This is a genomic window from Nocardioides ganghwensis (assembly GCF_014779655.1).
GTDB classification, from domain to species: Bacteria; Actinomycetota; Actinomycetes; order Propionibacteriales; family Nocardioidaceae; genus Nocardioides; species Nocardioides ganghwensis.
Map to the genome: position 1 here is coordinate 1 of NZ_JACXYX010000014.1, position 23,491 is coordinate 23,491.

At 69.9% G+C, this 23,491-nt stretch carries 25 protein-coding genes; 12 read left to right on the forward strand and 13 right to left on the reverse strand.

What is annotated here, in order from left to right; all coding sequences use genetic code 11:
• Positions 1 to 133: 133 nt before the first annotated feature.
• From IEZ24_RS15245 to IEZ24_RS15280, 8 genes are all read right to left on the reverse strand, one after another.
• Positions 134 to 781, reverse strand: coding sequence for a response regulator transcription factor (locus IEZ24_RS15245; RefSeq protein ID WP_129455032.1), 648 nt, complete (start codon positions 779 to 781; stop codon positions 134 to 136).
• Positions 756 to 2,327, reverse strand: coding sequence for a sensor histidine kinase (locus IEZ24_RS15250; RefSeq protein WP_165356074.1), 1,572 nt, complete (start codon positions 2,325 to 2,327; stop codon positions 756 to 758). Before IEZ24_RS15250 ends, IEZ24_RS15245 begins: the two co-directional genes overlap by 26 nt.
• Positions 2,328 to 2,341: 14 nt before the next feature.
• Positions 2,342 to 3,277, reverse strand: coding sequence for a type II secretion system F family protein (locus tag IEZ24_RS15255; protein ID WP_129455034.1), 936 nt, complete (start codon positions 3,275 to 3,277; stop codon positions 2,342 to 2,344).
• 1 nt (position 3,278) lies between these two features.
• Positions 3,279 to 5,174 (reverse strand): type II secretion system F family protein, encoded by a 1,896-nt coding sequence (locus tag IEZ24_RS15260; protein WP_129455035.1) that lies wholly within the window; start codon positions 5,172 to 5,174, stop codon positions 3,279 to 3,281.
• A complete protein-coding gene (locus IEZ24_RS15265) occupies positions 5,171 to 6,601 on the reverse strand; it encodes a CpaF family protein (protein ID WP_207206804.1) in 1,431 nt (476 codons plus the stop codon). Before IEZ24_RS15265 ends, IEZ24_RS15260 begins: the two co-directional genes overlap by 4 nt.
• 1 nt (position 6,602) lies before the next feature.
• Positions 6,603 to 7,868 carry an AAA family ATPase gene (locus IEZ24_RS15270; RefSeq protein ID WP_129455036.1) on the reverse strand — a complete coding sequence of 422 codons (1,266 nt, stop codon included), beginning with the start codon at positions 7,866 to 7,868 and terminating at the stop codon, positions 6,603 to 6,605.
• The gene (gene cpaB, locus IEZ24_RS15275) at positions 7,865 to 8,647 is read right to left on the reverse strand and encodes a Flp pilus assembly protein CpaB (protein ID WP_129455037.1); all 783 of its coding nucleotides are present in this window, start codon (positions 8,645 to 8,647) and stop codon (positions 7,865 to 7,867) included. Before cpaB ends, IEZ24_RS15270 begins: the two co-directional genes overlap by 4 nt.
• A 257-nt stretch (positions 8,648 to 8,904) precedes the next feature.
• Positions 8,905 to 10,701, reverse strand: a complete 1,797-nt coding sequence (locus tag IEZ24_RS15280) for an AMP-dependent synthetase/ligase (RefSeq protein ID WP_129455038.1) — start codon at positions 10,699 to 10,701, stop codon at positions 8,905 to 8,907.
• Between the two features lie 95 nt (positions 10,702 to 10,796).
• Here IEZ24_RS15280 and IEZ24_RS15285 point away from each other — a divergent pair, with 95 nt between their 5' ends.
• The 3 genes from IEZ24_RS15285 to IEZ24_RS15295 are packed head-to-tail and all read left to right on the forward strand — an operon-like array spanning position 10,797 to position 12,843.
• Positions 10,797 to 11,234 (forward strand): SRPBCC family protein, encoded by a 438-nt coding sequence (locus IEZ24_RS15285; protein WP_129455039.1) that lies wholly within the window; start codon positions 10,797 to 10,799, stop codon positions 11,232 to 11,234.
• Between the two features lie 14 nt (positions 11,235 to 11,248).
• Positions 11,249 to 12,460: an ArsA family ATPase gene (locus IEZ24_RS15290; RefSeq protein ID WP_129455040.1), complete on the forward strand. Its 1,212-nt coding sequence runs from the start codon at positions 11,249 to 11,251 to the stop codon at positions 12,458 to 12,460.
• A complete protein-coding gene (locus IEZ24_RS15295) occupies positions 12,457 to 12,843 on the forward strand; it encodes a hypothetical protein (RefSeq protein ID WP_129455041.1) in 387 nt (128 codons plus the stop codon). Before IEZ24_RS15290 ends, IEZ24_RS15295 begins: the two co-directional genes overlap by 4 nt.
• Before the next feature lie 12 nt (positions 12,844 to 12,855).
• Here the strand turns inward: IEZ24_RS15295 and IEZ24_RS15300 are convergent, their stop codons facing one another.
• Complete coding sequence (locus tag IEZ24_RS15300) at positions 12,856 to 14,067, reverse strand: pilus assembly protein TadG-related protein (RefSeq protein WP_129455042.1); 1,212 nt, start codon at positions 14,065 to 14,067, stop codon at positions 12,856 to 12,858.
• Positions 14,064 to 14,519, reverse strand: coding sequence for a TadE/TadG family type IV pilus assembly protein (locus IEZ24_RS15305; RefSeq protein WP_207206806.1), 456 nt, complete (start codon positions 14,517 to 14,519; stop codon positions 14,064 to 14,066). The genes IEZ24_RS15300 and IEZ24_RS15305 overlap by 4 nt, the downstream gene beginning before the upstream one ends.
• Before the next feature lie 140 nt (positions 14,520 to 14,659).
• Here IEZ24_RS15305 and IEZ24_RS15310 point away from each other — a divergent pair, with 140 nt between their 5' ends.
• Positions 14,660 to 15,643: an ROK family protein gene (locus tag IEZ24_RS15310; RefSeq protein WP_242498466.1), complete on the forward strand. Its 984-nt coding sequence runs from the start codon at positions 14,660 to 14,662 to the stop codon at positions 15,641 to 15,643.
• Here the strand turns inward: IEZ24_RS15310 and IEZ24_RS15315 are convergent.
• Complete coding sequence (locus tag IEZ24_RS15315) at positions 15,628 to 16,863, reverse strand: ornithine cyclodeaminase family domain (protein WP_129455043.1); 1,236 nt, start codon at positions 16,861 to 16,863, stop codon at positions 15,628 to 15,630. The genes IEZ24_RS15310 and IEZ24_RS15315 overlap by 16 nt on opposite strands.
• A 26-nt stretch (positions 16,864 to 16,889) precedes the next feature.
• Positions 16,890 to 17,345, reverse strand: a complete 456-nt coding sequence (locus IEZ24_RS15320) for a hypothetical protein (RefSeq protein ID WP_129455044.1) — start codon at positions 17,343 to 17,345, stop codon at positions 16,890 to 16,892.
• Between the two features lie 94 nt (positions 17,346 to 17,439).
• On the opposite strand from IEZ24_RS15320, the gene IEZ24_RS15325 reads away from it, so the two are divergent.
• From IEZ24_RS15325 to IEZ24_RS15355, 7 genes are all read left to right on the forward strand, one after another.
• Entirely contained in the window at positions 17,440 to 18,252 is an 813-nt protein-coding gene (locus IEZ24_RS15325; RefSeq protein ID WP_242498468.1) for an alpha/beta hydrolase, read from the forward strand.
• Positions 18,253 to 18,261: 9 nt separating this feature from the next.
• Positions 18,262 to 19,032 (forward strand): lysophospholipid acyltransferase family protein, encoded by a 771-nt coding sequence (locus IEZ24_RS15330; RefSeq protein WP_129455045.1) that lies wholly within the window; start codon positions 18,262 to 18,264, stop codon positions 19,030 to 19,032.
• A gap of 17 nt (positions 19,033 to 19,049) precedes the next feature.
• The gene (gene macS / locus IEZ24_RS15335; protein WP_207206810.1) at positions 19,050 to 20,183 is read left to right on the forward strand and encodes a MacS family sensor histidine kinase; all 1,134 of its coding nucleotides are present in this window, start codon (positions 19,050 to 19,052) and stop codon (positions 20,181 to 20,183) included.
• Between the two features lie 90 nt (positions 20,184 to 20,273).
• On the forward strand, positions 20,274 to 20,609 hold the full coding sequence (locus IEZ24_RS15340; protein WP_129455046.1) for a hypothetical protein: 336 nt from the start codon (positions 20,274 to 20,276) through the stop codon (positions 20,607 to 20,609).
• The gene (locus tag IEZ24_RS15345; protein WP_129455047.1) at positions 20,603 to 21,409 is read left to right on the forward strand and encodes an HTTM domain-containing protein; all 807 of its coding nucleotides are present in this window, start codon (positions 20,603 to 20,605) and stop codon (positions 21,407 to 21,409) included. The genes IEZ24_RS15340 and IEZ24_RS15345 overlap by 7 nt, the downstream gene beginning before the upstream one ends.
• Positions 21,406 to 21,921 carry a flavin reductase family protein gene (locus tag IEZ24_RS15350; protein ID WP_129455048.1) on the forward strand — a complete coding sequence of 172 codons (516 nt, stop codon included), beginning with the start codon at positions 21,406 to 21,408 and terminating at the stop codon, positions 21,919 to 21,921. The genes IEZ24_RS15345 and IEZ24_RS15350 overlap by 4 nt, the downstream gene beginning before the upstream one ends.
• A 37-nt stretch (positions 21,922 to 21,958) precedes the next feature.
• On the forward strand, positions 21,959 to 22,606 hold the full coding sequence (locus IEZ24_RS15355) for a response regulator (protein WP_129455049.1): 648 nt from the start codon (positions 21,959 to 21,961) through the stop codon (positions 22,604 to 22,606).
• A gap of 10 nt (positions 22,607 to 22,616) precedes the next feature.
• On the opposite strand, the gene IEZ24_RS15360 is transcribed toward IEZ24_RS15355, so the two are convergent.
• Positions 22,617 to 22,907: a hypothetical protein gene (locus IEZ24_RS15360; RefSeq protein ID WP_129455050.1), complete on the reverse strand. Its 291-nt coding sequence runs from the start codon at positions 22,905 to 22,907 to the stop codon at positions 22,617 to 22,619.
• Positions 22,908 to 23,041: 134 nt separating this feature from the next.
• On the opposite strand from IEZ24_RS15360, the gene IEZ24_RS15365 reads away from it, so the two are divergent.
• Positions 23,042 to 23,488, forward strand: a complete 447-nt coding sequence (locus tag IEZ24_RS15365) for a GNAT family N-acetyltransferase (RefSeq protein WP_129455051.1) — start codon at positions 23,042 to 23,044, stop codon at positions 23,486 to 23,488.
• Positions 23,489 to 23,491 lie beyond the last annotated feature (3 nt).

The following is a 23,491-nucleotide window of genomic DNA, read 5'->3' on the forward strand; positions in this document are numbered from 1 at the left end:
CAGCCGGGCATTACCGTGGGACACGAGAACCTCCGGTTGGGCGTGGGCCTTAGACAAGCCACATCCCACTCGGAGGTTCTCGCTCGTTCAACCAGGCTCGCTGCTACCAACGTCCTGGCCGGGTACAACTAGGTCAGAAGCGCTGAGGGGAGGCGTGGTCGAGCAGGCCGAGTCGCATGGCCGTCACCAGGGCCTGGGCGCGGTTGGCAGCCCCCAGCTTCTGGTAGATGTGCGTGATGTGTGTCTTGGCCGTGGACTCGCTCATGTAGAGCGACGAGGCGATCTCGCCGGTGCCGAGACCGTCGGCGAGAAGGGCGAGCACCTCGGCCTCGCGGCCGGACAGCCTGGGCGGCGCAGGTGAGGTGGCGCGACGCATCACTGCCTGGCTGAGACCGGCACACAGGAAGGTCCGCGGCGCCACAGCAGCGTGCTTCGCGGCGCTCACCACCTCGGTCGCCCGGGTGTCCTTGCCGACGAACGCAGAGGCGCCGGCCTCCATCGCGGCGAAGATGTGGTCGTCTCCTGCGTGCATCGTGAGCACAACGACTCCGGTGGCGTCGCCAGCGGCGCGTATGGCGCGCACGACGTCCAGGCCGTGCCCGTCAGGGAGCTGGAGGTCCGTGACGACGACGTCGGGCTGCAACTGCTCCCAAGCGGCGACTCCGTCGGCGACCGTTCCGGCCTGCCCGACGACTGTCATGTCGGCGTCGCGCTCGAAGGCGCGCGCGAGTCCTTGGCGGATCAGCTCGTGGTCGTCAACCAGTAGCACGGTGGTGCCCATGGGCGGTCTCTCCTTCTGGGGTCACGGTCGACGTCGACCGGAGGCTGACGACGGTGCCACCGTCGCGTCGGGGGATGACCTCGAGTCGCGCGCCGACTCCTTCGGCCCTTTCACGCATGGTCTGGAGGCCCCAGTGGTGTTCGCGCGGCCCCGCGTTGCCGACTCCGTCGTCCGTCACCTCGAGTCGGAGGGCGGTGCCGTCGGAGTCGAAGGTGACCCACAGGTTCTTTGCCCTGGCGTGCTTCCTGACGTTGCCGATCGCCTCCTGAGCGACGCGGAGCACTTCCGTCGCCGTCCTGGGGGGGAGCGGTGGGCCGGACTCCGCCAAGGAGAGATGCACTTGCAGCCCAGAGGCATGGGAAACCTCTCGGGCGTAGTCGGCGAGCGAGCTCGACACCCGGCCGTCGGTGACCTGGTGGCGCAGATCGAAGATGGAGAACCTGATTTCGGACACCAGCCGAGTGATCTCTGCCCGCAAGGTCGACGCGAGCTCGCGAGTCTGCTCCTGGTCGCTGATCGACTCGATCTCATCCACGATGTAGCCGAGTCCGACGATCTCCTGTGCCACGCCATCGTGCATGTCCCGCGCGATGCGGTTGCGCTCCTCGGACGTGGCGAGGGAGCGCACGTCCTCGAAGAGTACGGCCGTGTCCAGCCGGAGGGCGAAGTCGTCGGCCACCTCCCGAGCGCGCTCGTCGAGCTCGTCGGTCCATCGAGGCACCCCGACGACGACGCAGTAGCCGAGCACCTGCTGGGCACCTCTTAGGGGCACGACCGCGGCGCCGGGGGTTCGATCGGACTGCTGGACGACGATCTCTTGCTGGAGGCGCTCCACGTCGGTGCCAGGATTCAGCGCTCTCAGGTCGTGGTCATGATCGACGACGAAGACCGTGCAACGGGCACCTGCAGTTGCCTTGAGCATGGCCGCCTCGAGCTCCGTCGCCAGCGACGCACTGTCGAGCCCGACGGTCCCGGACGTTGCGAGCTGGTGGATCCGCGCCATCAACTGGTGTGCAGCGGCGTAGGGCGCCTGCCGTGCAGCAAGGTCTCGGCTTCCGCGTGACTGCCAGCTCGCAAGGAGGCCAACGCCGAGTCCGATGGCGAGCCATGGCAGCACACTGACCGCCTGCTCCGCAGCATCGCCGTCGGGGTTGGCGGCCAGGGTCGCCGCCGTGGCCAGACCGGCCACCAGAGTCACATTGAGCGTGGTCACCAATCCGTGCCTTACCCCGGCCACGACGGCTGGGAAGGCCAGACAGGCCCCGAGACCCACGGTGGATTCTGTAGCGACGACGACGGTGGGAACGACGATGGCCTCGGCAACGGCATACCAGTGGGTCGGCAGGTCGCGCGACTTCCACTCGAGCAGGGACATCACCATTGCGACGAGGAAGACCACGACGAGCACCGGCGCCGAGGCGACGACGGTGCCGTCGCTGATCGTGGCCCCGATTGACAGCGCGACAGCGAAGACCCTCACCGCAGTCGTTGCCCGCCACGTGCTGACAGCCGTGCTGACCGGTGTCGACTCGTCGGCGTCACGCATGCGGGATCTGCTCATCAACGCGAACTGAAGCTCTCGGCGATGGAGATTCCAGCAGGCCCGAGGATGACGAGGAAGAGGCACGGCAGGATGAACAGCACCAGCGGGATCATCATCCGAACGGGAACCTGCTGCGCCTTCTCCTCAGCACGCTGGCGGCGCTTCGTGCGCATCTCCTGGCTCTGGATGCGCAGGACCCGTGCGATCGGGATGCCGAGACTGTCAGCCTGGACCATGGCGAGGCAGAAGGACTTGAGGTCGGGCAGAGAGGTCCGCTCGGCCATCGCCCTCATAGCATCCGCCCGGCCCCTGCCGATCTGCATCTCCTGGAGCAGGCGTGCAAACTCGTTTGCCAGCGGGCCGTCGCTGTTCTTGGCAACCCGGCTGACGGCCGCGTCGAATCCGAGGCCGGCCTCGACCGAGATCGTGAGCAGGTCCATGGCGTCGGGCAGGCCGTTGCGCATCTGGGCGGCCCGCTTGGTGCCGGCGTTGTACAGCAGGACGTTAGGGAGGACGTATCCGAAGGTCGCCACCAAGCCCGTCACCACGACCACGCGATAGAACGGCCATCCGAGTCCGAGCAGGTAGAGGAACCCGAGCACACCGAAGACGCCGAGTCCGAGGACCTTGAGCCCCAGGATGCGGTTCACGTCCCAGGCAGGCGGGTTGCCTGCCACGTTGAGCCGGTACTGGATCTTCCTTGCGGTGTCCGCCCGCACCAAGCGACGTCCCGTGACTACGAGCCGATCGCCCAGAGGTGCGATGACCCGTTCGGCGAAGGGCCGTTCGATCTCGCCCTTCAGCTCCGCGGGCGCACTGTCGATCGCCTGGATAGCCGCGACCGAGCGCGCGACACCCCGGCGCTCCGACGTCGCCACGCCAATGATGGAGAGGGCCAGGGTCAGTCCGGCACACAGCAGTGCCGCACCGGCCAGCATGATTGTCGCTCCCATGTCAGACCTCCACCTTCGCGAGCTTGGCCATGGCGAAGCCGCCGAGACCGAGCAAGAACACCGAGACGCCGAGCAGGATCCATCCCACCACAGTGGTGTAGAGCACTTCGACGTACTCAGGGTTGGCGAAGAGCATGTAGCCGAACAAGCCTGGCGGCAGGGCGGTGAGAATGTATCCGGAGAGTCGTCCTTCCGCGCTGAGGGCTCGCACCTGACGGCGGAGGTAGTCCCGCTCGCGCAGCGTGTCTGCGACCGTGTGCAGGATCTCGGCCAGATTGCCGCCCACCTCGCGCTGGATGCGGATGGCCATCACGATCCACGAGAAGTCCTCGCTCTGCATGCGCTCTCCAACGCCCTCCAGCGCATCCGTGATGTCGACGCCGAGTCGCTGCTCGACCAGTGCTCGCCGCAACTCACCGGCCATCGGCTCGTTGCCCTCACGTACGACGCTGTCAACAGCCTGGGGGAGTGAGAGCCCCGCCTGCAGGCCGCCGGCCATGAGCCCCAGGGTCTCAGCGAGCTGACCGTTGAAGGCGTTCAGCCGACGCGAGTGTCGAACCTTGAGGTAGAGCCACGGGCCCACTAGGCCCAGGACAAGTCCTAGTGCGCCCATCGGGGGGCCGGCTAGCAGGAAGGCGACTAATGCAGAGCCCACAGCGATGGCGGCGTGGAGCAGCAACCACTCCGAGGCTGTCAGCGCCGAACCGGCTCCGGCGAGCCGCTGCGAGATGCGACCTTCGAGGTCCTTGGAGACCATCTTGTCGGTCATGGCGACTGCTGATCCCCGGAGGTCGGCGCTGGCGTTGCCGCGTCGCTTGGCGCCGCCGCTCTCACCGAAGTAGGCCTCCAGTCGACGGTCCGCCGAAGAACGGTTCGGGCCTGCGATGGCCACTGCGAGGATCCCGGCCAGACCGAGTGCCAACGCCAGGGCGCCACCGAGCATGCCGGGCGTGCCCACGAGTGAGCGTCCGGACGACACGAGGTCCGGGGCGGAGGAAGCCGCGCCGAGCGAAATGAAGGCAGAGTCGGTGTACGACGAGCCGTCGGCGTCGACCGTGACGCCGAGGTTCACCTCATCGGCTGCGTCATCCGGGCGCTGGAAGGTCACCAGGAGCTGCTGTGCCAGGGCGTCCGCCTGGGCGGAGAACACGGACTCCAGAGCTCCCTGCTCCGCCGGGATCACCTGGCCGCCGGTGCCCTCGGCCAGGGACGACATGGTCTCGGCGTTCTTGGGATTGGCCAGGGAGACGACGTCGACCACGACACCGCCGTCCTGCGCGTCCTTGGCGACCACCTCGAGCGTGGTGGCGCTGTTGGTGTCACCACCGTCTGACAGCACCAGCAGCGAGCGCGACCCGTCGGTCCCGACCTGGGCGAGACCCTCGGCCATCGCGTCGTAGACCCCGGTGCCCTTGCGCAGGGTGATCTCCGCGAGCGCCGCGCGGACCGACGCGTGGTCGGTGGTGGGCTCGATCACGTCACCGAGGTCGCCCGCGAACGGCACCAGGCCGATGCGTACGTCGTCGGGGGCGGCCGCGAGGAACGCGTCGACGGCTGCTGTCGCCGACGCGAACTTGTCACCCTGCCGCATGCTGTTGCTGGCGTCGAGGACCAGGACGGTCGTGCGAGTCACGTCTCCGGCCGCGATGCTCTTGGCAGACGACTCGACCGCGCGTCCGTCCACCTCGACCCGGACCGACGCGGGGTCAACCGCCGCGTCGCCTGGGATACCGTCCACGGCGACCACCATCGACACCGTCCCGTCGACGGACTCGACGTGGTCGATGTTCACCTCGTCGGCCGCATGGGCGGGTGCCGTCGCGAACAGGACGAACAGCCCACTGGTGAGCAGCCCTGCCGCCCGTCGCGGTGCTCGCGAGCCGTGACGCAGGTTCATCGCAGGGTTCCGCCCGTGGCGAAGATGGCGGGATCGACGTGCACGCCGTGGTCGGTGAGCCGCTCGAGGAACCGCGGTCGCAGTCCCATCGACTGCAGGCCGCCCTTGAACTTGCCGTTCTCGTCGAGACCGGCCGCGTAGTCGAAGAGGAAGACGTCCTGTGTGGTGATGATGTCGCCCTCCATGCCGACGATCTCGGTGATCGCGGTGATCCGCCTGGTGCCGTCCTTGAGGCGGGTCTGCTGGATGATGAGGTCGACGGCGCTGGCGACCTGCTCGCGAATGGCGCGGACCGGCAAGTCCATGCCGGCCATCAGCACCATGGTCTCGAGTCGGGCGAGGGCGTCGCGCGGGGTGTTGGCGTGCAGCGTCGAGATGGACCCGTCGTGGCCCGTGTTCATGGCCTGGAGCATGTCGAGCGCCGCGGCATCACGGATCTCACCGACCACCACGCGGTCCGGTCGCATGCGGAGCGAGTTCTTGACGAGGTCGCGGATGGTGACGGCGCCCTTGCCCTCGATGTTGGCCGGACGCGACTCCAGCCGCAGGACGTGGTCCTGCACGAGCCGGAGCTCGGCGGCGTCCTCGATGGTGACGATGCGCTCATCGTCGGGGATGAACGAGGACAGCACGTTGAGCGTCGTCGTCTTCCCGGCGCCCGTACCTCCGGAGACCAGGATGTTGAGCCGGCCGCGGACGCAGCCCTCGAGGAGATTCGCCGCTGGGCGGGTGAGGGTGCCGAAGCCGATCAGGTCCTCGACCGTGTAGGGGTCCTCGGAGAACTTGCGGATGGTGAGCTTCGAGCCGTCGAGCGCCAGCGGCGGGATGATGGCGTTCACGCGGCTACCGTCAGGGAGGCGCGCGTCGACCATCGGGCTGGTCTCGTCGACGCGCCGGCCGATCTTGCTGACGATCTTGTCGATGGTGCGGCGCAGGTGGGCCTCGTCAGTGAACGACGTGTCGACCTTGACCAGCTTGCCGCTGCGCTCGACGAAGATGTCCTGGAACGAGTTGACCATGACCTCGGACAGAGTGGGGTCGCGGAGCAGCGGCTCGATCGGGCCGTAGCCGAGGATGTCGTCCGCGATCTCCTGCGACACGCGCGTGCGGTCGGCCGACGACATCGGGATGTCGGCGTCGGCGATGGCCGTTTGGAGGGCGAGCCGAACCTGTTGCTCGAGCTCGGACTGCGTCATGTGAGCGTCGTACAGCTTCGGGCCGAGCGCCTCGACCAGGCGCTGGTGGACGATGCGCTTCAGGTCCTGGAAGGGGTCGCCCTTGGTAGCAGCCCGCTTCCTGGCTTCGCCCGCTGCGGGTCGTGCGACGGTAGTCGTCGGGCTCGGTGCGCCGGACGCCGCTCCGGGAGCGGTGTCGGGCGACTCCGTGGTGCGGTTGCGCGCAGCCGCGAGACGGTCGGTGAGGCTCACGTCATGCCCTCCTCAGGCGGAGCCGGGAGCCACTGGACTTCCGGCCGGACGGGGTTCCCTCGTCGGTGTCGCCAGGACCGGCGACGGCTGACGCGACGCTGTCGGAGAACGCGACGAGGGCCTTCGAGTTGGGGTGGTTGGGGTATGCATTCACCAGCGCCTCGCCTCGGTTGACAGCTGCGAGGACCTCGCGGCTCGACACCAGCGAGCTGTCGGCCTTGAGTCCGAGGGTCTTCTCGAACTCGTCGACCGTGAGGCCGACCTTGCTGTCGGCCCGGTTGAGCACGAACCGCCAGGTGGACTTGGGGAAGTTGAGGACCTCGAGCGTGCTGGTCGCAAGCTTGAGCGCCTTCAGCGAGGGGATGTCGAGGGTGCCGACCAGGACGATGAGGTCGGAGCGATCCAGTGCGCAGAGCGCGTGGTCGTCGAAGACGCCCGAGGTGTCGACCACGACGAAGTCGACCATGCGGCGCAGCGCGTCGAGGAGCTTTCCGATGTCTTCCACCGACGCCTGGTCCGGCGAGTCGAGGCGCACCGGAGCGGCGACGACCGACAGGTTGTCGGAGTGCCGGGTGAGGATTGACTCGATCCCCTCGGCGTCGATGACCCCACTGAAAGTGGCCAGGTCGTTGATGGTCCGATTGGGGGTCAGCTGCAGCATGATGGCGACGTCGCCGCTGTTGACGTCCAGGTCGACCAGGCAGACGGAGCGCCCCTTGCCGGCCAGGGCCACGCCGAGGTTGGTCGCAACGAGGCTCTTGCCCACGCCACCCTTGGTGGAGAACACGGTGACGATCCGTCCTCGCGGCGCGTCGGCCTCGGCCTGCGCGACCGCGGCCGCGTGGGCGGCTTGGGCAGCGACCTCGGCCCGGGCGGACTCGGCCGCTGCCTGGGCCTCGTCCATCATCGTCTGGCCGATCGCGTTGGCGACGCTGCGTGCTCGCTGAACCGCTGTCGTGATCCCGGCCAGGTCACGTGCGGCCACCACTTCGCGCATGCCGCTGCGCAGGGCCAGGGCAAGCGCGTTGCTGTCCACCTCGTGGCGGAGCAGGATCACCCCGAGGTCGGGCCGGTGGACGCGCGCCCACTGCGCCAGGTCTGCAGCAGCGTCGCTCGGGACGGATGGGCCGATGACGACGGCGAACTCATTGGCCGTGGTGCGGATGTGCGCGTCGAGGCCCTCCGGGTCGGCGAACGCCACTGATCCGTGGAGCATGGCCTGCAGTACGGCGCGTTGTGCGCCGTCGGGCTCGAGGACGGCGGTCACGGCTGCGGGCTCCGGAACAGCTCGGGGTAGACGTCGCGGAGGTAGGCGCCCTCGTTGTCCTCCGACGCGGAGTCGTCGGTGAGGAGTGCGAAGTTGAGCTCGGAGGTCCGGTCGGCCTGGATGAGCTTCTCCGCCTGCTCCTGCGTCACCGCGACGGAAAGGATCGTGCGAGCGACTTCCTCGGTCTCCGTGCCTCCGTCCTCGGCCTGGGTGGTGCGCGACGTGACGCTGGTGGTGCCCACGCCCAGCACCAGGCTGCGGGTGAGGACGATGCGGGTGTAGCTGCCCAGCTTCTGCTCCTTGCCGTCCGGAAGGAGGCGGATCGGATCGAGGGCGGTGGCGAAGATGGCGACCTCGTTGCCAGGGTTGACGAAGCCGGCCACGCGCTCGAAGTCGGTCAGCTCGACTGAGACTGCCATCATGTCGTCCGGAATCACGAGGGTCTGGGTGTCCCCGAGGCTACCGAACTTCTTGGCGATGAGCTGCTCGCCGGAGTAGATCGTGCCGATCGCGACGAGGTCCGAGATCGACGACGTGGACGAGAGGCTGCCTTCGACCACGTCCGCCCGTCGGATCTCGGCGGTGTCGATCTTGCCGGCCTCCTGAGCCTCTGAGACCGACTCGCCGGTCTCGATCGTCTCGGTCGCGACGAGAACCTCGACGAGCTCCTGGTCCTTCGTGGCGCGGGCGTCGATGCCCTGGACGTACAGCACGATCATGGCCGTGCCGGCGAGTGCGATGAGGGCGGCGACGAGGAGGAGAACTGATCGGCGAGCCATGGTGGGTCCTTCGCGAGTCGTGGGATCCCCACGGCGAGGGTCCCGGGCGCGCAGGAGGTCTCAGGGTCGTGGTGCGAGAACCGGGCCCCGAAGCCCTCCCAGCGGTGAAAATCTAGGGGCGCGTGACGGGGCTCGCGGGCTAAACCGAGCAAACCACCCGAAAGTAGTCCGGACGCCACCCGAAGTGACTATGTGGGCCTAGTCACTGGTGCCGGTGGTGCACCTGGTTCTGGTGCGTCGTACGGACCAGGTGCGGCTCAGCCGAGGTAGAGCGCCTCGATCTCTTCGCGGGACTCCCGCATGACGACGCGTCGCTTCAGCTTCAGGCTGGGGGTGAGCTGCCCGCCCTCCTCGGTCCACTCGCCGGGGAGGATCGTGAACTTCCGGATCGCCTCGGCCTTGGAGACGGCCTTGTTGGCCTCGTCGACGGCCTCCTGGACGGCGGAGACGAGGTCGGGGTCCTCGACCATGCGAGCCAGGTCGTCGCCCTTGCCGTGCTGCTCGGCCCAGGCGGGGAAGGTCTCGCGGTCGATCGTCACGAGGGCGCCGATGAAGGGCTGTCCGTCGCCGACCACGAGGCACTGGTCCACCAGAGGGTGGGCACGCAGGCGGTCCTCGAGGACCGCCGGGGCGACGTTCTTGCCGCCCGCCGTCACGATGATCTCCTTCTTGCGGCCGGTGATCCGGACGAAGCCCTCGTCGTCGACCTCGCCCACGTCTCCGGTGTGCAACCAGCCGTTGCGGTCGAGCGCCTCGGCCGTGGCGGCCTCGTTGCCCCAGTAGCCGGCGAAGACCTGGCCGCCGCGGAAGAGGAGCTCTCCGTCGTCGGCGACCCGTACGCTCGTGCCGGGGATCGGGCGGCCGACCGTCCCGATCTTCTGCGCGTCGGGAAGGTTGACGCAGAGCGCGGCGGTCGTCTCGGTGAGGCCGTAGCCCTCGAGCACCGTCAGACCGATGCCGCGGTAGAAGTGGCCGAGCCGGTCGCCCAGCGGAGCGCCGCCCGAGACGGCGTACGTGCAGCTGCCGCCGAGCGCCTGACGGAGCTTGCCGTAGACGAGCCTGTCGAACAGCGCGTGCTGTGCGCGCAGGCGCACCGGGACCCGCTTGCCGTCCAGGGCCCGCGAGTAAGCGATCGCGATGTCCGCGGCGCGGTCGAAGATCCGGCCGCGGCCGTCGGCGGTCGCGCGCTGGGAGGCGGTGTTGAAGACCTTCTCGAAGACCCTGGGAACGGCGAGGATGAACGTCGGCTTGAACTCGCCGAGGTCGGCGACGAGGTTCTTGATGTCGGCGCTGTGCCCGAGCCGAGCGCGGCTCTTCACCGCCCCGATCTGGATGATCCTCGCGAAGACGTGGGCCAGGGGGAGGAACAGCAGGGTCGACGCCTCGTCGGTGTCGAAGAGCTCGGAGAGCTCGTCGACGGCCACACCGAGCTCGAACATGAAGTTGCCGTGGGTGATCATGCAGCCCTTGGGCTTGCCCGTGGTGCCGCTCGTGTAGATGAGGGTGGCGAGGTCGAGGGGAGTGGCGCTGGTGCGGCGCTCCTCGAGCAGCTCGTCGGAGATGTCGGAGCCGAGGCGGCCGAGGACGTCGACCGCGTTGTCCTGGACCGACCACACGTGCTGGAGCTCGGTGAGGTCACTGGCCCGGCGGGCCTCACGGATCCGCGCGAGGTGGTCAGGCCCCTCGGCCACCACGGCCCGTGCGCCCGAGTCCTGGAGGATCCAGCCGATCTGCTCGGCGGAGGACGTCTCGTAGATCGGCACGGTCACGGCGCCTGCGAACCAGATGGCGTAGTCGAGGAGTGTCCACTCGTAACGGGTCTTCGACAGCAGCGCGACGCGGTCCCCGGCCTCGACCCCGGCGGCGACCAGCCCCTTGGCGACGGCCCGGACCTCGTCGTGGAACTCCCCGGCCGTGACGTCGGCCCAGCCGTCGGGTGTGGCCCGGCTGAAGACAGCGGTGTCCGCGTGGTCGTGCGCGTTGGCGACGACGTCGTCGGTGAGGTTCCCGGTCGTCGGGATCGAGATGGAGAGCGGCGTGGAGAACTCCCGCACGATGGAACCTCCTGGGTGTCGTCGTGTGCGGACCGCAGGTTATCGTTCGGGTCCTGTGGCCGAGCACGCCCGGTGCCGTGGGCTAGGCTCCGGCCATGGCCGAACAGACCTCCTCGTCGATCACGATCGACGCTCCTCCGGCCGACGTGATGGCCGTCATCGCCGACTTCGAGTCCTACCCCGAGTGGGCCAAGGGCGTGCAGACCGCGGAGGTCACCGCGCCCGGGTCCGGCGACCGCGCCGAGCAGGTCTACTTCTCCCTCGACGTCTCGCCGATCAAGGACGAGTACACCCTCGCCTACGACTGGGACGGCGACCGCGAGGTCACCTGGACCCTCGTCGAGGGCAACATGCTCAAGGCACTCGACGGGGCCTACACACTGGTCGACCGGGGTGACGGCACCACAGAGGTGACCTACCGACTGGCCCTCGACGTCAGCATCCCGCTGATCGGCATGCTCAAGCGCAAGGGCGAGAAGATCCTCATCGACACCGCGCTGAAGGGCCTCAAGAAGCGCGTCGAGTCGCTCTGACACCCGGGTCCGGCATGCGGATCCTCCTGTTCACCGGCAAGGGCGGTGTCGGCAAGTCCACCCTCGCCGCAGCCACGGCCTGCGCGAGCGCTGCCGCTGGGCACAAGACCTTGGTGCTGTCCACCGACGCGGCCCACTCGCTGGCCGATGCGCTCGACGTGGCCGCCACCGCGGAGCCGACCGAGGCGGCACCGAGCCTCTGGGTGCAGCACGTCGACGCACAGCAGCGCTTCGAACGCTCCTGGGCCGACATCCAGGGTTACCTGATGAGCGTCCTCGACGTCGCCGGTGTCGACCCGGTCGCGGCTGAGGAGCTCACGGTCATCCCGGGGGCCGAGGAGGTGCTGGCGCTGCTCGAGGTACGGGCGCAGGCGCGGTCGGGGGAGTGGGACGTCCTCGTGGTCGACTGCGCACCGACGGCCGAGACCCTGCGTCTGCTCGCGCTTCCCGAGGCGCTCGGGTGGTACATGACGCGCGTCCTCCCCGTGGAGCGTCGGGTGGTCAAGGCCCTGAAGCCCGTCCTCACCCGCGCCGCCGGGGTGCCGATGCCCGAGGACTCCGTCTTCGACGCGATCGAGCGCCTGCACGTCGAGCTCGACGACGTACGGACCGTGCTCACCGGGCCGGACACCTCGATCCGGCTCGTCCTGACTCCCGAGTCGGTGGTGCTCGCCGAGGCCCGGCGGGCATACACGTTCCTGACCCTCTTCGGCTACAGCGTCGACGCGGCCGTCGTGAACCGGGTCTTCCCGGACGGCGGCGCGGACGAGTGGCGTGCGACGTGGGTGGCGGCGCAGCGCGCGGTGCTCGAGGAGGCGGCGGACTCCTTCGCCGGCCTGGACCTCCGGACGTCGGTCTACCGTCCCACCGAGCCGGTCGGGCGCGCGGCCCTGCTGGATCTGGCCACGGACGTGTACGACGGCTCCGACCCGCTGGCGAAGGGATCCGGTGCCGCGGGCATGTCGGTCCGTACGACGGGCAGCGGCCGGGTGCTGTCGGTGCCCCTCCCGCTCGCCGCGCAGGACGACGTACGTCTCGCACGGAAGGGCGACGAGCTCGTCGTGTCAGTGGCGTCGTATCGTCGCCTCCTGACGCTCCCGTCCGGGCTGGCGCGACACCGCGTGGCGGGGGCGCGCGTGCACGACGGAGAGCTGCAGGTCCGGTTCACCGATCCGGCCTCGACCACGACGACCCAGACCACCGAGACGCCGGAGGAGACCCTGTGACCGACGCGGGTGACGCGCACGAAGTCGGGTCGCTGGGCGAGGAGGCCGCCAAGCTCCTCGGCGCCCTTTCAGGCTGGGCGCGGGAGCATGCTGGCGACGCGGGCGAGGGGCTGTCCGGTCTGGCTGCGCAGGCAGCCGCATCAGCCCATGACCTGAACGAGCACCTCGCCACCGGTTCGGCCGAGTGCACCGTGTGCCCGGTGTGCCGGACGGTCCACGCAGTGCGTCAGCTGAGCCCCGAGGTCACCGCGCACCTGGGTGCAGCGATGACCTCGCTGGCCCAGGCCGCGGCGGCGGTCATGGCGACGACGCACGCAGGCGCGTCCCAGGACGGCGGGGTGGAGCACATCGACGTCACCGACGACTGGCCCGAGGGCGACTGAAGCCGGGTCGAGCTACTCGCCGCCGCCGGTGAGGCGGCTTCGGCGGAGCAGGCCGTCGCACTCGGCGCCCAGCGCGCACTCCGAGTCCTCGTTCGAGGCCGAGGTGCGCTCGTTGACGTACTTCAGCAGCATGAAGTTGACGTCGTTGCCGGCCTCCCACTCGTCGCTGGTGTACATCGACGGCATCCCGGCGCACTCTCCCGTGGTCGAGACGTAGCGCTCGGTCTTGCTGAAGTGGAACCCGCAGATGACCGCCGCGACCATCTTGAAGACGGGGTAGACCGCATTGGTGCCGCTGCCCTCGATGGTGGAGGCGTCGCACTGCGGCACGGCACAGAAGACGGGGAAGATCGCTGTCTCCTGGTTCCGGACCAGGATCTCCCACTTGTCAGCCGTGTGACCGGAATCGATGTTGCCGGTGTCGCCGCTCAGGCAGTTCTCGTCGTCGTCCTTCGGCGCGCACTCCCCACCGATGGCGAGGGTGAGCTCTCCCGGGGTGAGGTCGTCCTCCTGTCCGGGGATCACGGAGACTGGGTTGTCACACCCGAACTCGATCTGCTCCTCCGTGCTCTCGCCCGGCGCTTCGTCGGGGCAGTCCACGACCCACCAGTTGCCGCTGCCGGTCTTGGCAGGGCAGGTCGTCGGCAGCTTGGTGGCGTTCTTGGGTGCGTCGACCCGGACGAACGGGTACGTGCTGGGGCGGGGCACCACCTGTACCTGTGCGGAACACAAGGCGAGCGGTCGCACGCTCTCTCCAGCACCCGGAGCGACGTCGACGGTTGCTTCAGCGCGGCGCTGAGTCGTGATCGTGTCAGGCGCCTCAAGCAGCCGCGAGGTGGAAGTGTCAGTGTCGCCGGCGAGTCCGTACTTCACGATCAGGACGCCCGGGGTGCGGTCGCAGTCGATGTCGAACTCGAGCTCCGTCGACTCGTACTGTGTCTTGGTGCCGTCGTAATTGAGTTCGCCGAACCGCTGTGCGGCGGCGTGCGCCTCGGCGAAGGCCGCCGAGTTGTCCCGCACGGTAGGACAGTCGCCCGCGTACTGGGTCAGCACCTGGGCTGCCGCCAACGCGCCGGCGTCGGATGCCTTCTGCAGGTTGCGCTTGCTGACGTAGGCAGATCCCAGATCGATGGTGAACCCGGAGATGCCGATCAGAACGAGCGCGAGAACCGCCACCAGAACGGCGGTGGCACCGCGGTCGTCGTGCTCGTGACGCCGACTCATGAGAACTCGCACTGGAACTCCGCCTGACTCTCGAGAGTGATCTCCCCGGGCAGCACCGCTTCCGGAAGCGGCCAGGGGAAGAGGAACTCGCTGGTCACCTCGGCATGCACCTGCAGGCTGTCGCCCAAATCGGTGCCTTCACAGGTCGCTCGGACCGGCAGGGTCACAGTGGGGTCCGGATCCGAGGTGATCGGCCGGTACTCGTCGGCGACAATGGTCGCCGGGGTGAGACCCCGGTTGGAGTCCACCACGGTCGCACGGGCCGCCTGCCGGACCGCGTTGTCCAGCGAGATCTGGTTGGCGAAGGCCACGCCGAAGTTGACGATGCCGCCGACCACGAGCAGCAAGGGGATCACGACCAGGGCGAACTCGACCGCGGCAGCACCCCGCTCGGTGCGACCGTTCGTGCGTGTGCGCAAGCGCATGAGATCCCCTTGCCCCTTGATGTTCACCTGTCACCGTAGGAGTCGGTGTCCTCGGCTGTCGCTTCTTTGACGGCACTTTCGACCGTCCATGACGAAAGATGGCTCGTTGTGACTAGACCGCTGGTCCGATCGGCCCATGTCCCCGCGCGTGCGCAAGGATTGCGCTCGTGATCAGCGGGACGAGCAACGACACGGCGAGGGGGGTCGTGGTCGGAGTCGACATCGGCGGGACGAAGGTACTGGCCGGAGTCGTCGAGCTCGACGGCCGAGTGGGACGTACGGCCCGTCGCACCACTCCGGGCCGGAGAGTGGTGACCAGCCGTGTCGAGGACGCATTGGTGGCTGCCGTGCTGGAGGCCGCGGACGGCCGGCCGTTGGCGGGCGTCGGGGTCGCCGCGGCCGGCTTCGTCGACTCTGCCGGCGAGCGCGTCATGTTCGCCCCGCACCTGCCGTGGCAGGGCGAGCCCCTGCGTGACCTCCTCGCCGACCGACTCGGGTGTCCAGTGGGTCTCGACAACGACGCCAACTGCGCCGCGCGCGCGGAGGCCCACCACGGCGCCGCGCGAGGCGCGGCCTCGGCGCTGATGATCACCATGGGCACCGGCATCGGCGGCGCCGTGTTGCTCGACGGCCACGTGGTTCGCGGTGCCAACGGGATGGCGGGGGAGTTTGGGCACATGCAGGTCGTGCCTGATGGTCAAGCGTGCGAGTGCGGGCGACGCGGCTGCTGGGAGCAGTACTCGTCGGGCAACGCGCTCGTGCGCGAGGCCCGCGCCCTCATGGCCGACCAGCCGTCCGTGCTCGTGGAGATGAGCGGCGGGGCGCCGGAGCAGGTCACCGGTCCGATGGTCACCTCGGCCGCGGAGCAGGGCGACCTCGTGGCCCGGCAGGCTTTCGCCTCCGTCGGTGGCTGGCTCGGAGTCGGTACCGCCAACCTGGTTGCCGCGTTCGACCCGGAGGTCGTGGTGGTCGGGGGCGGCGTCTCGGCCGCGGGGGACCGGCTGCTCGACCCGGCACGCGCTGCGCTGCGTCGTACGCTCGTCGGCGCCGGGCACCGGGTCGTGCCCCTGCTGGTCGCCGCTCGGCTGGGACCGCAGGCCGGGATGGTCGGAGCGGCGCTGCTCGTGTCAGGCGATCAGGTCCGCCGGTAGTCCGCCACGAGCTCCAGCGCCAGCTGCTCGAGGAAGAGCCCCACGTCGGAGACGATGCCCCGGCCGGGATTGGTCCCGTGGTAGGTGAGCCTGGTGACCACGGCCGGGTTGATGTCCACGCACACCACGGGGACGGTCGCCGGCAGGATGTTGCCGGTGGCGACCGAGTAGAGCTGCGTCGCCATCATCAGGCAGTAGCCGACGTCGCCGATCTCGGCGCGCATCGCTCGCTGGCCCTCGACCACGTCGGTGTGGACGTCGGGCAGCGGACCCTCGTCGCGGACCGAGCCGACCAGCACGAAGCGACGTCCGCAGGTGGCGAGCGCGTGCATGAGCCCGCCGGTCAGGACCCCCTGGGCCACCGCCGCCTCGATCGAACCGGCTCGGCGGATCGTGTTGACCGCGCGGACCTCGTGCTCGTGCCCGTGCTCGAGGCCCTCCGCGGACTCGTCGGGGTTGCGGCGCCTGCCGTAGAGCGCGGCCTCGATGTCGTAGGTCGCCAAGGCGTTGCCGGCGAACAGGACGTCGACCCACCCGGCCCGGACGAGCGCCACCATCGCCGGCACGGAGCCCGCGTGCACCACCCCGGGGCCGGCGACCCAGAGCAGGCGCTTCCCGTCCGTGCGGGCCTGCCGCATGCCGTCGGCGACCTGGCGTACAAGCACGGCCTGGGGACGGTCGCGCACGACCTCGCCGTCACCGAACGCGAGCGGGGCCGCCTCGGAGTCCTGCTGCGGCACCGACACCCGTACGCCGGTCGCGCCGACGACGATCCGCATGCCGGCCCGCACGTCGGTCAGGGGGACCGTACGGACCCGTGCCGCGCCGGACGGGGCGTCGACGACGAGGCCGCAGTCCATCTCGGGGTTCTCCACGTCGTGCCACTCACCGTCGAGCTGCACGCGCGTCTCGAGGTTGGTCGTGGCGTAGAAGCCCTCGGGCAGCACTCCGTCCAGCTCGGCGGTCGCGAGGACCGCGTCGCCGTCGGAGACCTGGTTGACCCCGCGCGTCTGGAGGCGCATGAGCAGTCGCTGGAGGGAGGAGTCGTCCGCCGCCTCGACCGTGATCCGGGCGCTGCTCGGGTCGTGGGCGTCGTGGCCGACGTCGAGCTGCTCGATGACGTAGTCGCCGCCGAAGTCGCGGATGTCATCGAGGACGCGCGACAGGATGCCGCTGTCCATCAAGTGCCCCGTGACCTCGACGGTCTCATGTGGCCCCACCCCGGTGACACTACGCCCAGGCGGTGTCAGACGCGGGAGCCGTCGTCCCACGGGTCGCGGGGCGACCTCGGCATCTCGCGCACCAGGTAGGCGAAGCCACCGACGAACCACGCGACGAGCGCCCAGCCGAGCAGCGGCGTGACGTACAGCGAGAACAGGCCCAGCACGAGGGCGAGCAGGGGTGCCACGGAGAGGCCGGACCACGCCACGCCGCGCTGCCACGTCCGGGGCGCGGGGAGCGGCGGAGCCGGGGGTGGGCGGAACCGCTCGGCCTCGGCGATCGCCTGCTCGCGCCGCTCGACCGGGTCGTCGTCCTCGAGGTGCTTGGGCAGGTCGGGCGCGTCTGGGGTGTCGGACTGCTCCGCGGTCGCCGGTTCCTCCGCCGCGGGGGTCTCGTCGTCCAGCGCCGGACGCTCGCCGTAGTGCTCGACGATCTCGCGCCACGCCAGCTCGGTGCGGCTCTCGTCCTCCGGTCGGCTCACGCCGCCAACGGTAGCCCGCTTGTGGTTTCGAGGCTCGCTCCGCTCGCACCTCGACCACCGATGCATCCGGGGCGCGGTGGTGCACACTGTGCCCGTGAAGATCCCGTTCCGCGGCGCCCAGGCCGCGCCCCTCGACCCCACCCTGGTCGCGCCGATGTCGACGGCGGCGCAGCCCGAGCTCACCGGCGGGCGTCGCATCGGCGTCCTCGTGCAGCACGGCTTCACCGGCAACCCGTGCTCGATGCGTCCGTGGGCCGAGGACCTGGCGGCCCGCGGGTACGCCGTGGAGATGCCGCTGCTCCCGGGCCACGGCACCCGCTGGCAGGACCTCAACAAGGTCACCTGGGCCGACTGGGTGGCCACCGTCGAGGGCGCACTCGACAAGCTCAGCGCCGAGAACGACGCGGTGGTGGCGGTCGGCCTCTCGATGGGCGGCGCGCTGTGCCTGCGGCTCGCGGCCGACCACGGCGAGGACCTCGCGGGAGTGGTGGTGGTCAACGCCGCCGTCGACACCCTGCGCAAGGACGTCAAGCTGCTCCCGGTGCTCAAGCACCTGGTGCCCGGCATGCCCGGCATCGCCAACGACATCAAGAAGCCCGGCGCCGACGAGCACGGCTACCCGACCACGCCGCTGAAGGCCGCCGCGTCGATGTTCGCCGGCTACGCCGAGCTGCGCCGCGACCTGCCGAAGATCACCATCCCGGTCCTGTTCTTCCGCTCCGCCGAGGACCACGTCGTCGACATCTCCAGCTCGCGCGCCATCAACGCCGGCCTGTCCTCGAAGGACTTCGAGGAGCGCGTGCTGGAGGACAGCTACCACGTCGCCACGCTCGACAACGACGCCCCGCGGATCTTCGCCGAGTCCGCGGAGTTCATCGAGCGGGTCACCTCGGCCGAGCGGGGATAGGCTCGGTCCGTGCTCTATTGGTTCCTGAAGTGGATCGCCCTCGGGCCGGTGCTCCGCCTCGTCTTCCGGCCCAAGGCCTACGGTGTCGACCACGTGCCGGAGGAGGGTCCCGCGATCCTCGCGAGCAACCACCTCTCGTACGCCGACTGGCTCTTCATGCCGCTCACCCTCAACCGCCGGGTCACCTTCGTCGCCAAGGCGGAGTACTTCACCACCCCCGGCATCAAGGGCTGGTTCCAGAAGAAGTTCTTCACCGGCGCCGGACAGGTGCCCATCGACCGCTCAGGCGCCAACGCGGCCGAGGGCGCGATGAAGTCGGCGATGAAGATCCTCGCCGAGGGTGACCTGTTCGGGATCTACCCCGAGGGCACCCGCTCGCACGACGGCAAGCTCTACCGCGGCAAGACCGGTGTCGCACGCCTGGCGCTCGAGTCCGGCGCCCCGGTCATCCCGTGCGCGGTCGTGGGCACCGACGTCGTGGCGCCCACCGGCAAGGTCTACGGCACCTGGACGCGCCCGGTCGTGCGCTTCGGCAAGCCGCTCGACTTCTCGCGCTACGCCGGCATGGAGAACGACCGCTACATCCTGCGCTCGATCACCGACGAGATCATGTACGAGATCATGCGGCTCTCGGGGCAGGAGTACGTCGACCTCTACGCCAGCAAGGCCAAGGAGCTCGACAAGGAGAAGGCCCGGCAGGCCGAGCGTGACAAGGCCGAGCGGGAGAAGGCCGAGCGCGAGAAGGCCGCCGCGGACGGGCCGGAGCAGAAGGCGTCCTGAACGCCCACCCACGCCCGCTGGTCACCGGGCCGCGTGCCGACTCCGCACTCGCCGTCGAGGACCGGCTCTACTCGGCGCTGGCCATCGTCCGGGTGGTCGTGACGATCAACATGGTGGGCCTCAACGCCTACCGCCGCGACAACTTCGAGCACCCCACGGTCGGCCTGCTCGTCGTCGTCGCGCTCGCCGTCTGGACGGCCGCCGCGATCTGGCTCTACCGCGACCGGGCGCGGCGCACTCCCGTCCTGCTGGTCGCCGACCTCGCGGTGGTGCTCGCGGCCCTGGCCGTCACGCCCTGGGTGAAGTCGCCCGACTTCAACGCGACGATCCCCGGCTTCTACGTGATGGGAGCGTTCTTCGCCTGGGCCATCCACTGGCACTGGCGCGGCGGCCTGGTCGCCTCCGTGCTGATCGCAGCGTTCGACCTCCTGCCGCGGTCCGAGGTCGACCAGGGCAACTACGGCAACACCTTCCTCGTCCTCATCGGCGGACCGATCGTCGGCTACCTGTGCGAGTCCCTGCAGCGGATGGCGCGCGAGCGTGACGCGGCCGAACGCGCGGCAGCCGCGGCGGACGAACGTACGCGGCTCGCCCGTGCGGTCCACGACGGCGTGCTGCAGGTGCTGGCGATGGTCCAACGCCAGGGCTCTGCAGCCGGAGGGGAGTGGGCCGAGCTCGGGCGCCTCGCGGGGGAGCAGGAGCGCGGACTGCGCTCGCTGATCCGGCAGCAGGACGCAGTTCCGACGGAGCCCGGGGGACTGGTGGACCTGACGGGTGCCCTCGAGGCGATGGCGACGGCCCACCCCGTACGCGTCGAGGTCGCGACCCCCGGCGGTGCCGTGCTCGTCGACGAGCACCTCGCCGCTGAGACCGTCGCCGCGGTCCGGGCGTGCCTGGACAACGTCCTGGCCCACATCGGACCCGACGCCAATGCGTGGGTCCTCGCCCAGGCCGCCCCCGAGGCGGTCACGATCTCGGTGCGCGACGACGGCCCCGGCATCCCGCCGGGCCGGCTGGACGCGGCCGCCTCCGAGGGACGGCTCGGTGTCGCCTCCTCCATTCGCGGGCGCATCGAGGAGCTCGGCGGCACCGCCACGGTCGAGAGCGGGGAGTGGGGCACGGAGTGGGAGCTCACGGTCCCGCTAGCGTGACCTCGCCGTTCTTGTCCGGATCCGCATTCATGGAGGACCGACAGGCGCTACCGTCGGCGAGCGTGAGACGTCGATTGTGAGGTGGTCGAAGTGGCTGGCGAGGTGGTGTCCGCCCAGCGGTCCAGGACCACGTGGGTCCTTGCGGCGATCGTGTGCCTCCAGGTGGCCGTGCCGGTGTGGGCCACGTGGGAGGGCGTTCCACACAAGTTCGGCTTCCACATGTTCACTGGCTACGACCCGCTCGACGTGCAGGTCGTCGACGGCGACGGCTCCCTGGTGGACGTCGAGCTCTCCAGGTGGATCGTTGTCCCCCGGGAGGACATCGACTGGACCGTGCGCCTGCCTCCGCTGATCTGCGCGGACGTCGCCGAGGCCGCGACGGTCACGGTGCGGCAGTGGGGAACAGATCGGAAGCAGTCGTGCTGAGGCTGGACGACGTCGTCGACGGACGCGCGCTGGCCGTCGCGCGCATCGGGATCGGCCTGTCCGGGCTCCTGAACTGTGCCGAGTCGTGGGTCGTCTTCCTGAAGGTCGAGGAACGCGGCGCCGTGGCGGTGCGGACCTGGGACTGGCTCCCCGAGGTGTCGCCGGTGGCCGCAGCCTCGATGGCGGCCGTGGGTGCGCTGGCAGCCGTGTTCGTGCTGGCCGGCTTGGGGAGCAGGATCGCGGGGGTCGTGCTGGCGGCGACGCTGGCGACGATGATGTTGCTGGAGCAGCAGACCTACAGCAACCACGTGGCACTGTCCATGTGGTGCGCCCTCTGGTTGGCCTTCTCGCACGCGGACGCGCGGTGGTCGCTGCGGAGCCGCATCGAGGGGCCGCGGGACGTCCGCGTCGCCGACCAGCTGCTCCTCATGACCCAGGTGAGCGTCGTGTACGCGTTCACAGGCCTGTTGAAGATCAACCCGGAGTTCCTGAGCGGCCGCGTGATCCAGGAGAACTCCCACCTCGCGATCTCGGACCCGCTGGCGCAGGCGATGGCGGTCGCGGCAGTGGTGACCGAAGTCGGCCTCTGCGTCGGGTTGTGGATCCCGCGGCTGCGCTGGCTCGTCGCCCTCGCCGGCGTGGGCCTGCACGCGTCCATCCCGATCGTGATGTACCAACCGCTGCCACTGGTGTCGTTCTCCATCTCAGTCGTGTTCCTCTACCCGCTCTTCTTCGCGCGGCCCGTGCCGGACCCTCACCCGGTGGTCGAGCAGGGGGTGCTCGCTAGCGTGACCCGGTGACGATCCACACCAGCCACCCGTTCCCGACCCCCGACGACCCCGTACGCCGCCTGCGCGGACGCCTCGGGGGCGCGGTCTCGCTGTGGACGGCCGGCTCCGCCGACGACCCGGCCGGGCCGTCGGGGCTCACGGTGTCCTCGTTGCTCGTGGCGGGCGGTGAGCCCGGCCGGGTGCTCGGGCTCCTCGACCCCGATGCCGACCTCACCGAGGCGCTGCTGGACACCGGCCGTGGCGTCGTACAGCTGCTGTCGTGGGGACACCGCGAGCTGGCCGACGCCTTCGCGGGCACGACCCCTGCACCGGGGGGTCCGTGGCGGCTGGCGGACTGGGTCGCCACCGACCACGGACCCCGTCTGGCGCAGGCTGCCGCGTGGGCACTGGTGAGCGTCGAGACGGACGTCGAGGTGGGCTGGTCGCGGCTGGTGACCTGCACGATCGACGACCTGGTCGTCGGTGACGACCCCGAGCCGCTCGTGCACCGTCGTGGGCGCTACGCCACGCCCGGCGGCTAGGGGTCTACGCTTCCCCCATCTCTTGGGAGGGGGTGCCATGGTCAGGGTGATGGTGGTCGACGACCATCCGATGTGGCGCGATGCGGTCGAGCGCGACCTGCAGGCGGCCGGTCACGAGGTCGTCGCGGTCGCGTCCAACGGACGCGAGGCGATGGCCCGCTTCCCGGCGGCGGCACCCCAGGTGGTCGTCCTCGACCTCCAGCTGCCCGATCACAGCGGGGTGCAGGTGACGAGCATGATGCTCGAGCACGACCCCACCGCGCGGGTGCTGATCCTGTCGGCCAGCGGCGAGCAGGCCGACGTGCTCGAGGCGATCAAGGCCGGCGCAACGGGCTACCTGGTCAAGTCCGCCTCCAGTGCCGAGCTCATCGACGCGGTGACGCGCGTGGCCGACGGCGACACGGTCTTCACGCCCGGCCTCGCCGGGCTGGTGCTGGGCGAGTTCCGCCGCATCGCCGACGGACCCGCCGACGACCCGCGCGACCAGCTCACCGAGCGCGAGACAGAGATCCTCAAGATGGTCGCGACCGGCATGAGCTACAAGCAGATCGCGGCCCGCTTGGTGCTGTCGCACCGCACCGTGCAGAACCACGTGCAGAACACCCTGCGCAAGCTCCAGATGAACAACCGCGTCCAGCTGACCCGCTGGGCGATCGAGCACGGCCTCGACGAGGACCCTGCCTGATCGACGAGGTCTACCCCGTCCGGCGGCGTGCTGCGGTGTGCAGCCGGGCTCCCGCGCCGACGCCCGCTGCCACGGCTGCCAGGGCCACCATGCCGAGGAACACGGGCTCGCGTTCGGCCTCTCCGGAGGACGCGACGCTGTGAGAGCCGGCCGCCGTCCCGACCGGGCCGGGCACGGCCGGGGCGGCGGAGACCCGGGCGGGCAGGAGGGCCTGCGCCTCTGAGCTCGCTCCCTCGCTGGCGGTGCTCAGGCCCAGCACCGCGAACAGTGCGGCCAGGCACGAGAGAACCAGTCGACGCATCTGCCTTCACCCCCCGTGGAGCGCTCCCTGACAGGGGAGCTCTCTCCACCAGAACACCGGGGTGGGGGTGCCTCAACCCCGATATCGGGTACGCCCGGAGGGGCCGTACCCAGGCGGGGGTAGGTTGCCTCGCCATGGAGGTCGAGTGGCGGGTGGCAACCTCCTCGGACGCCGTCGCGCTGCGCGACCTGGAGCGCTCCGCGAGCCGGGTGGGGCTGGCCCACGTGTTCGGCGAGCTGCCCTACCCGGACGACGACGTGCTCGCCCGGTGGGTCCTCCTGCTCGACGACCCTGAGGTCACGGTCGAGGTGGTCGAGGACGAGCACGGCCTCGTGGCGCTGGTGGCCCACGACGGCTCAACCCTGCGCCACCTCGCCGTCCGTCCCGACCACTGGGGCGAGGGGCTGGCGCGTGAGGCCTTCGCCCGCGCCGAGGCCGCGGGCGCGCGGCGGCTGTGGGTGCTGGAGGCCAACGGGCGGGCACGCCGGCTGTACGAGTCACTGGGGTGGCGGCCGAGCGGGACCACCCAGGAGTGCCCCTGGCGCCCGTACCCGACCGAGGTCGAGTACGCCGCTCCCTAGGAT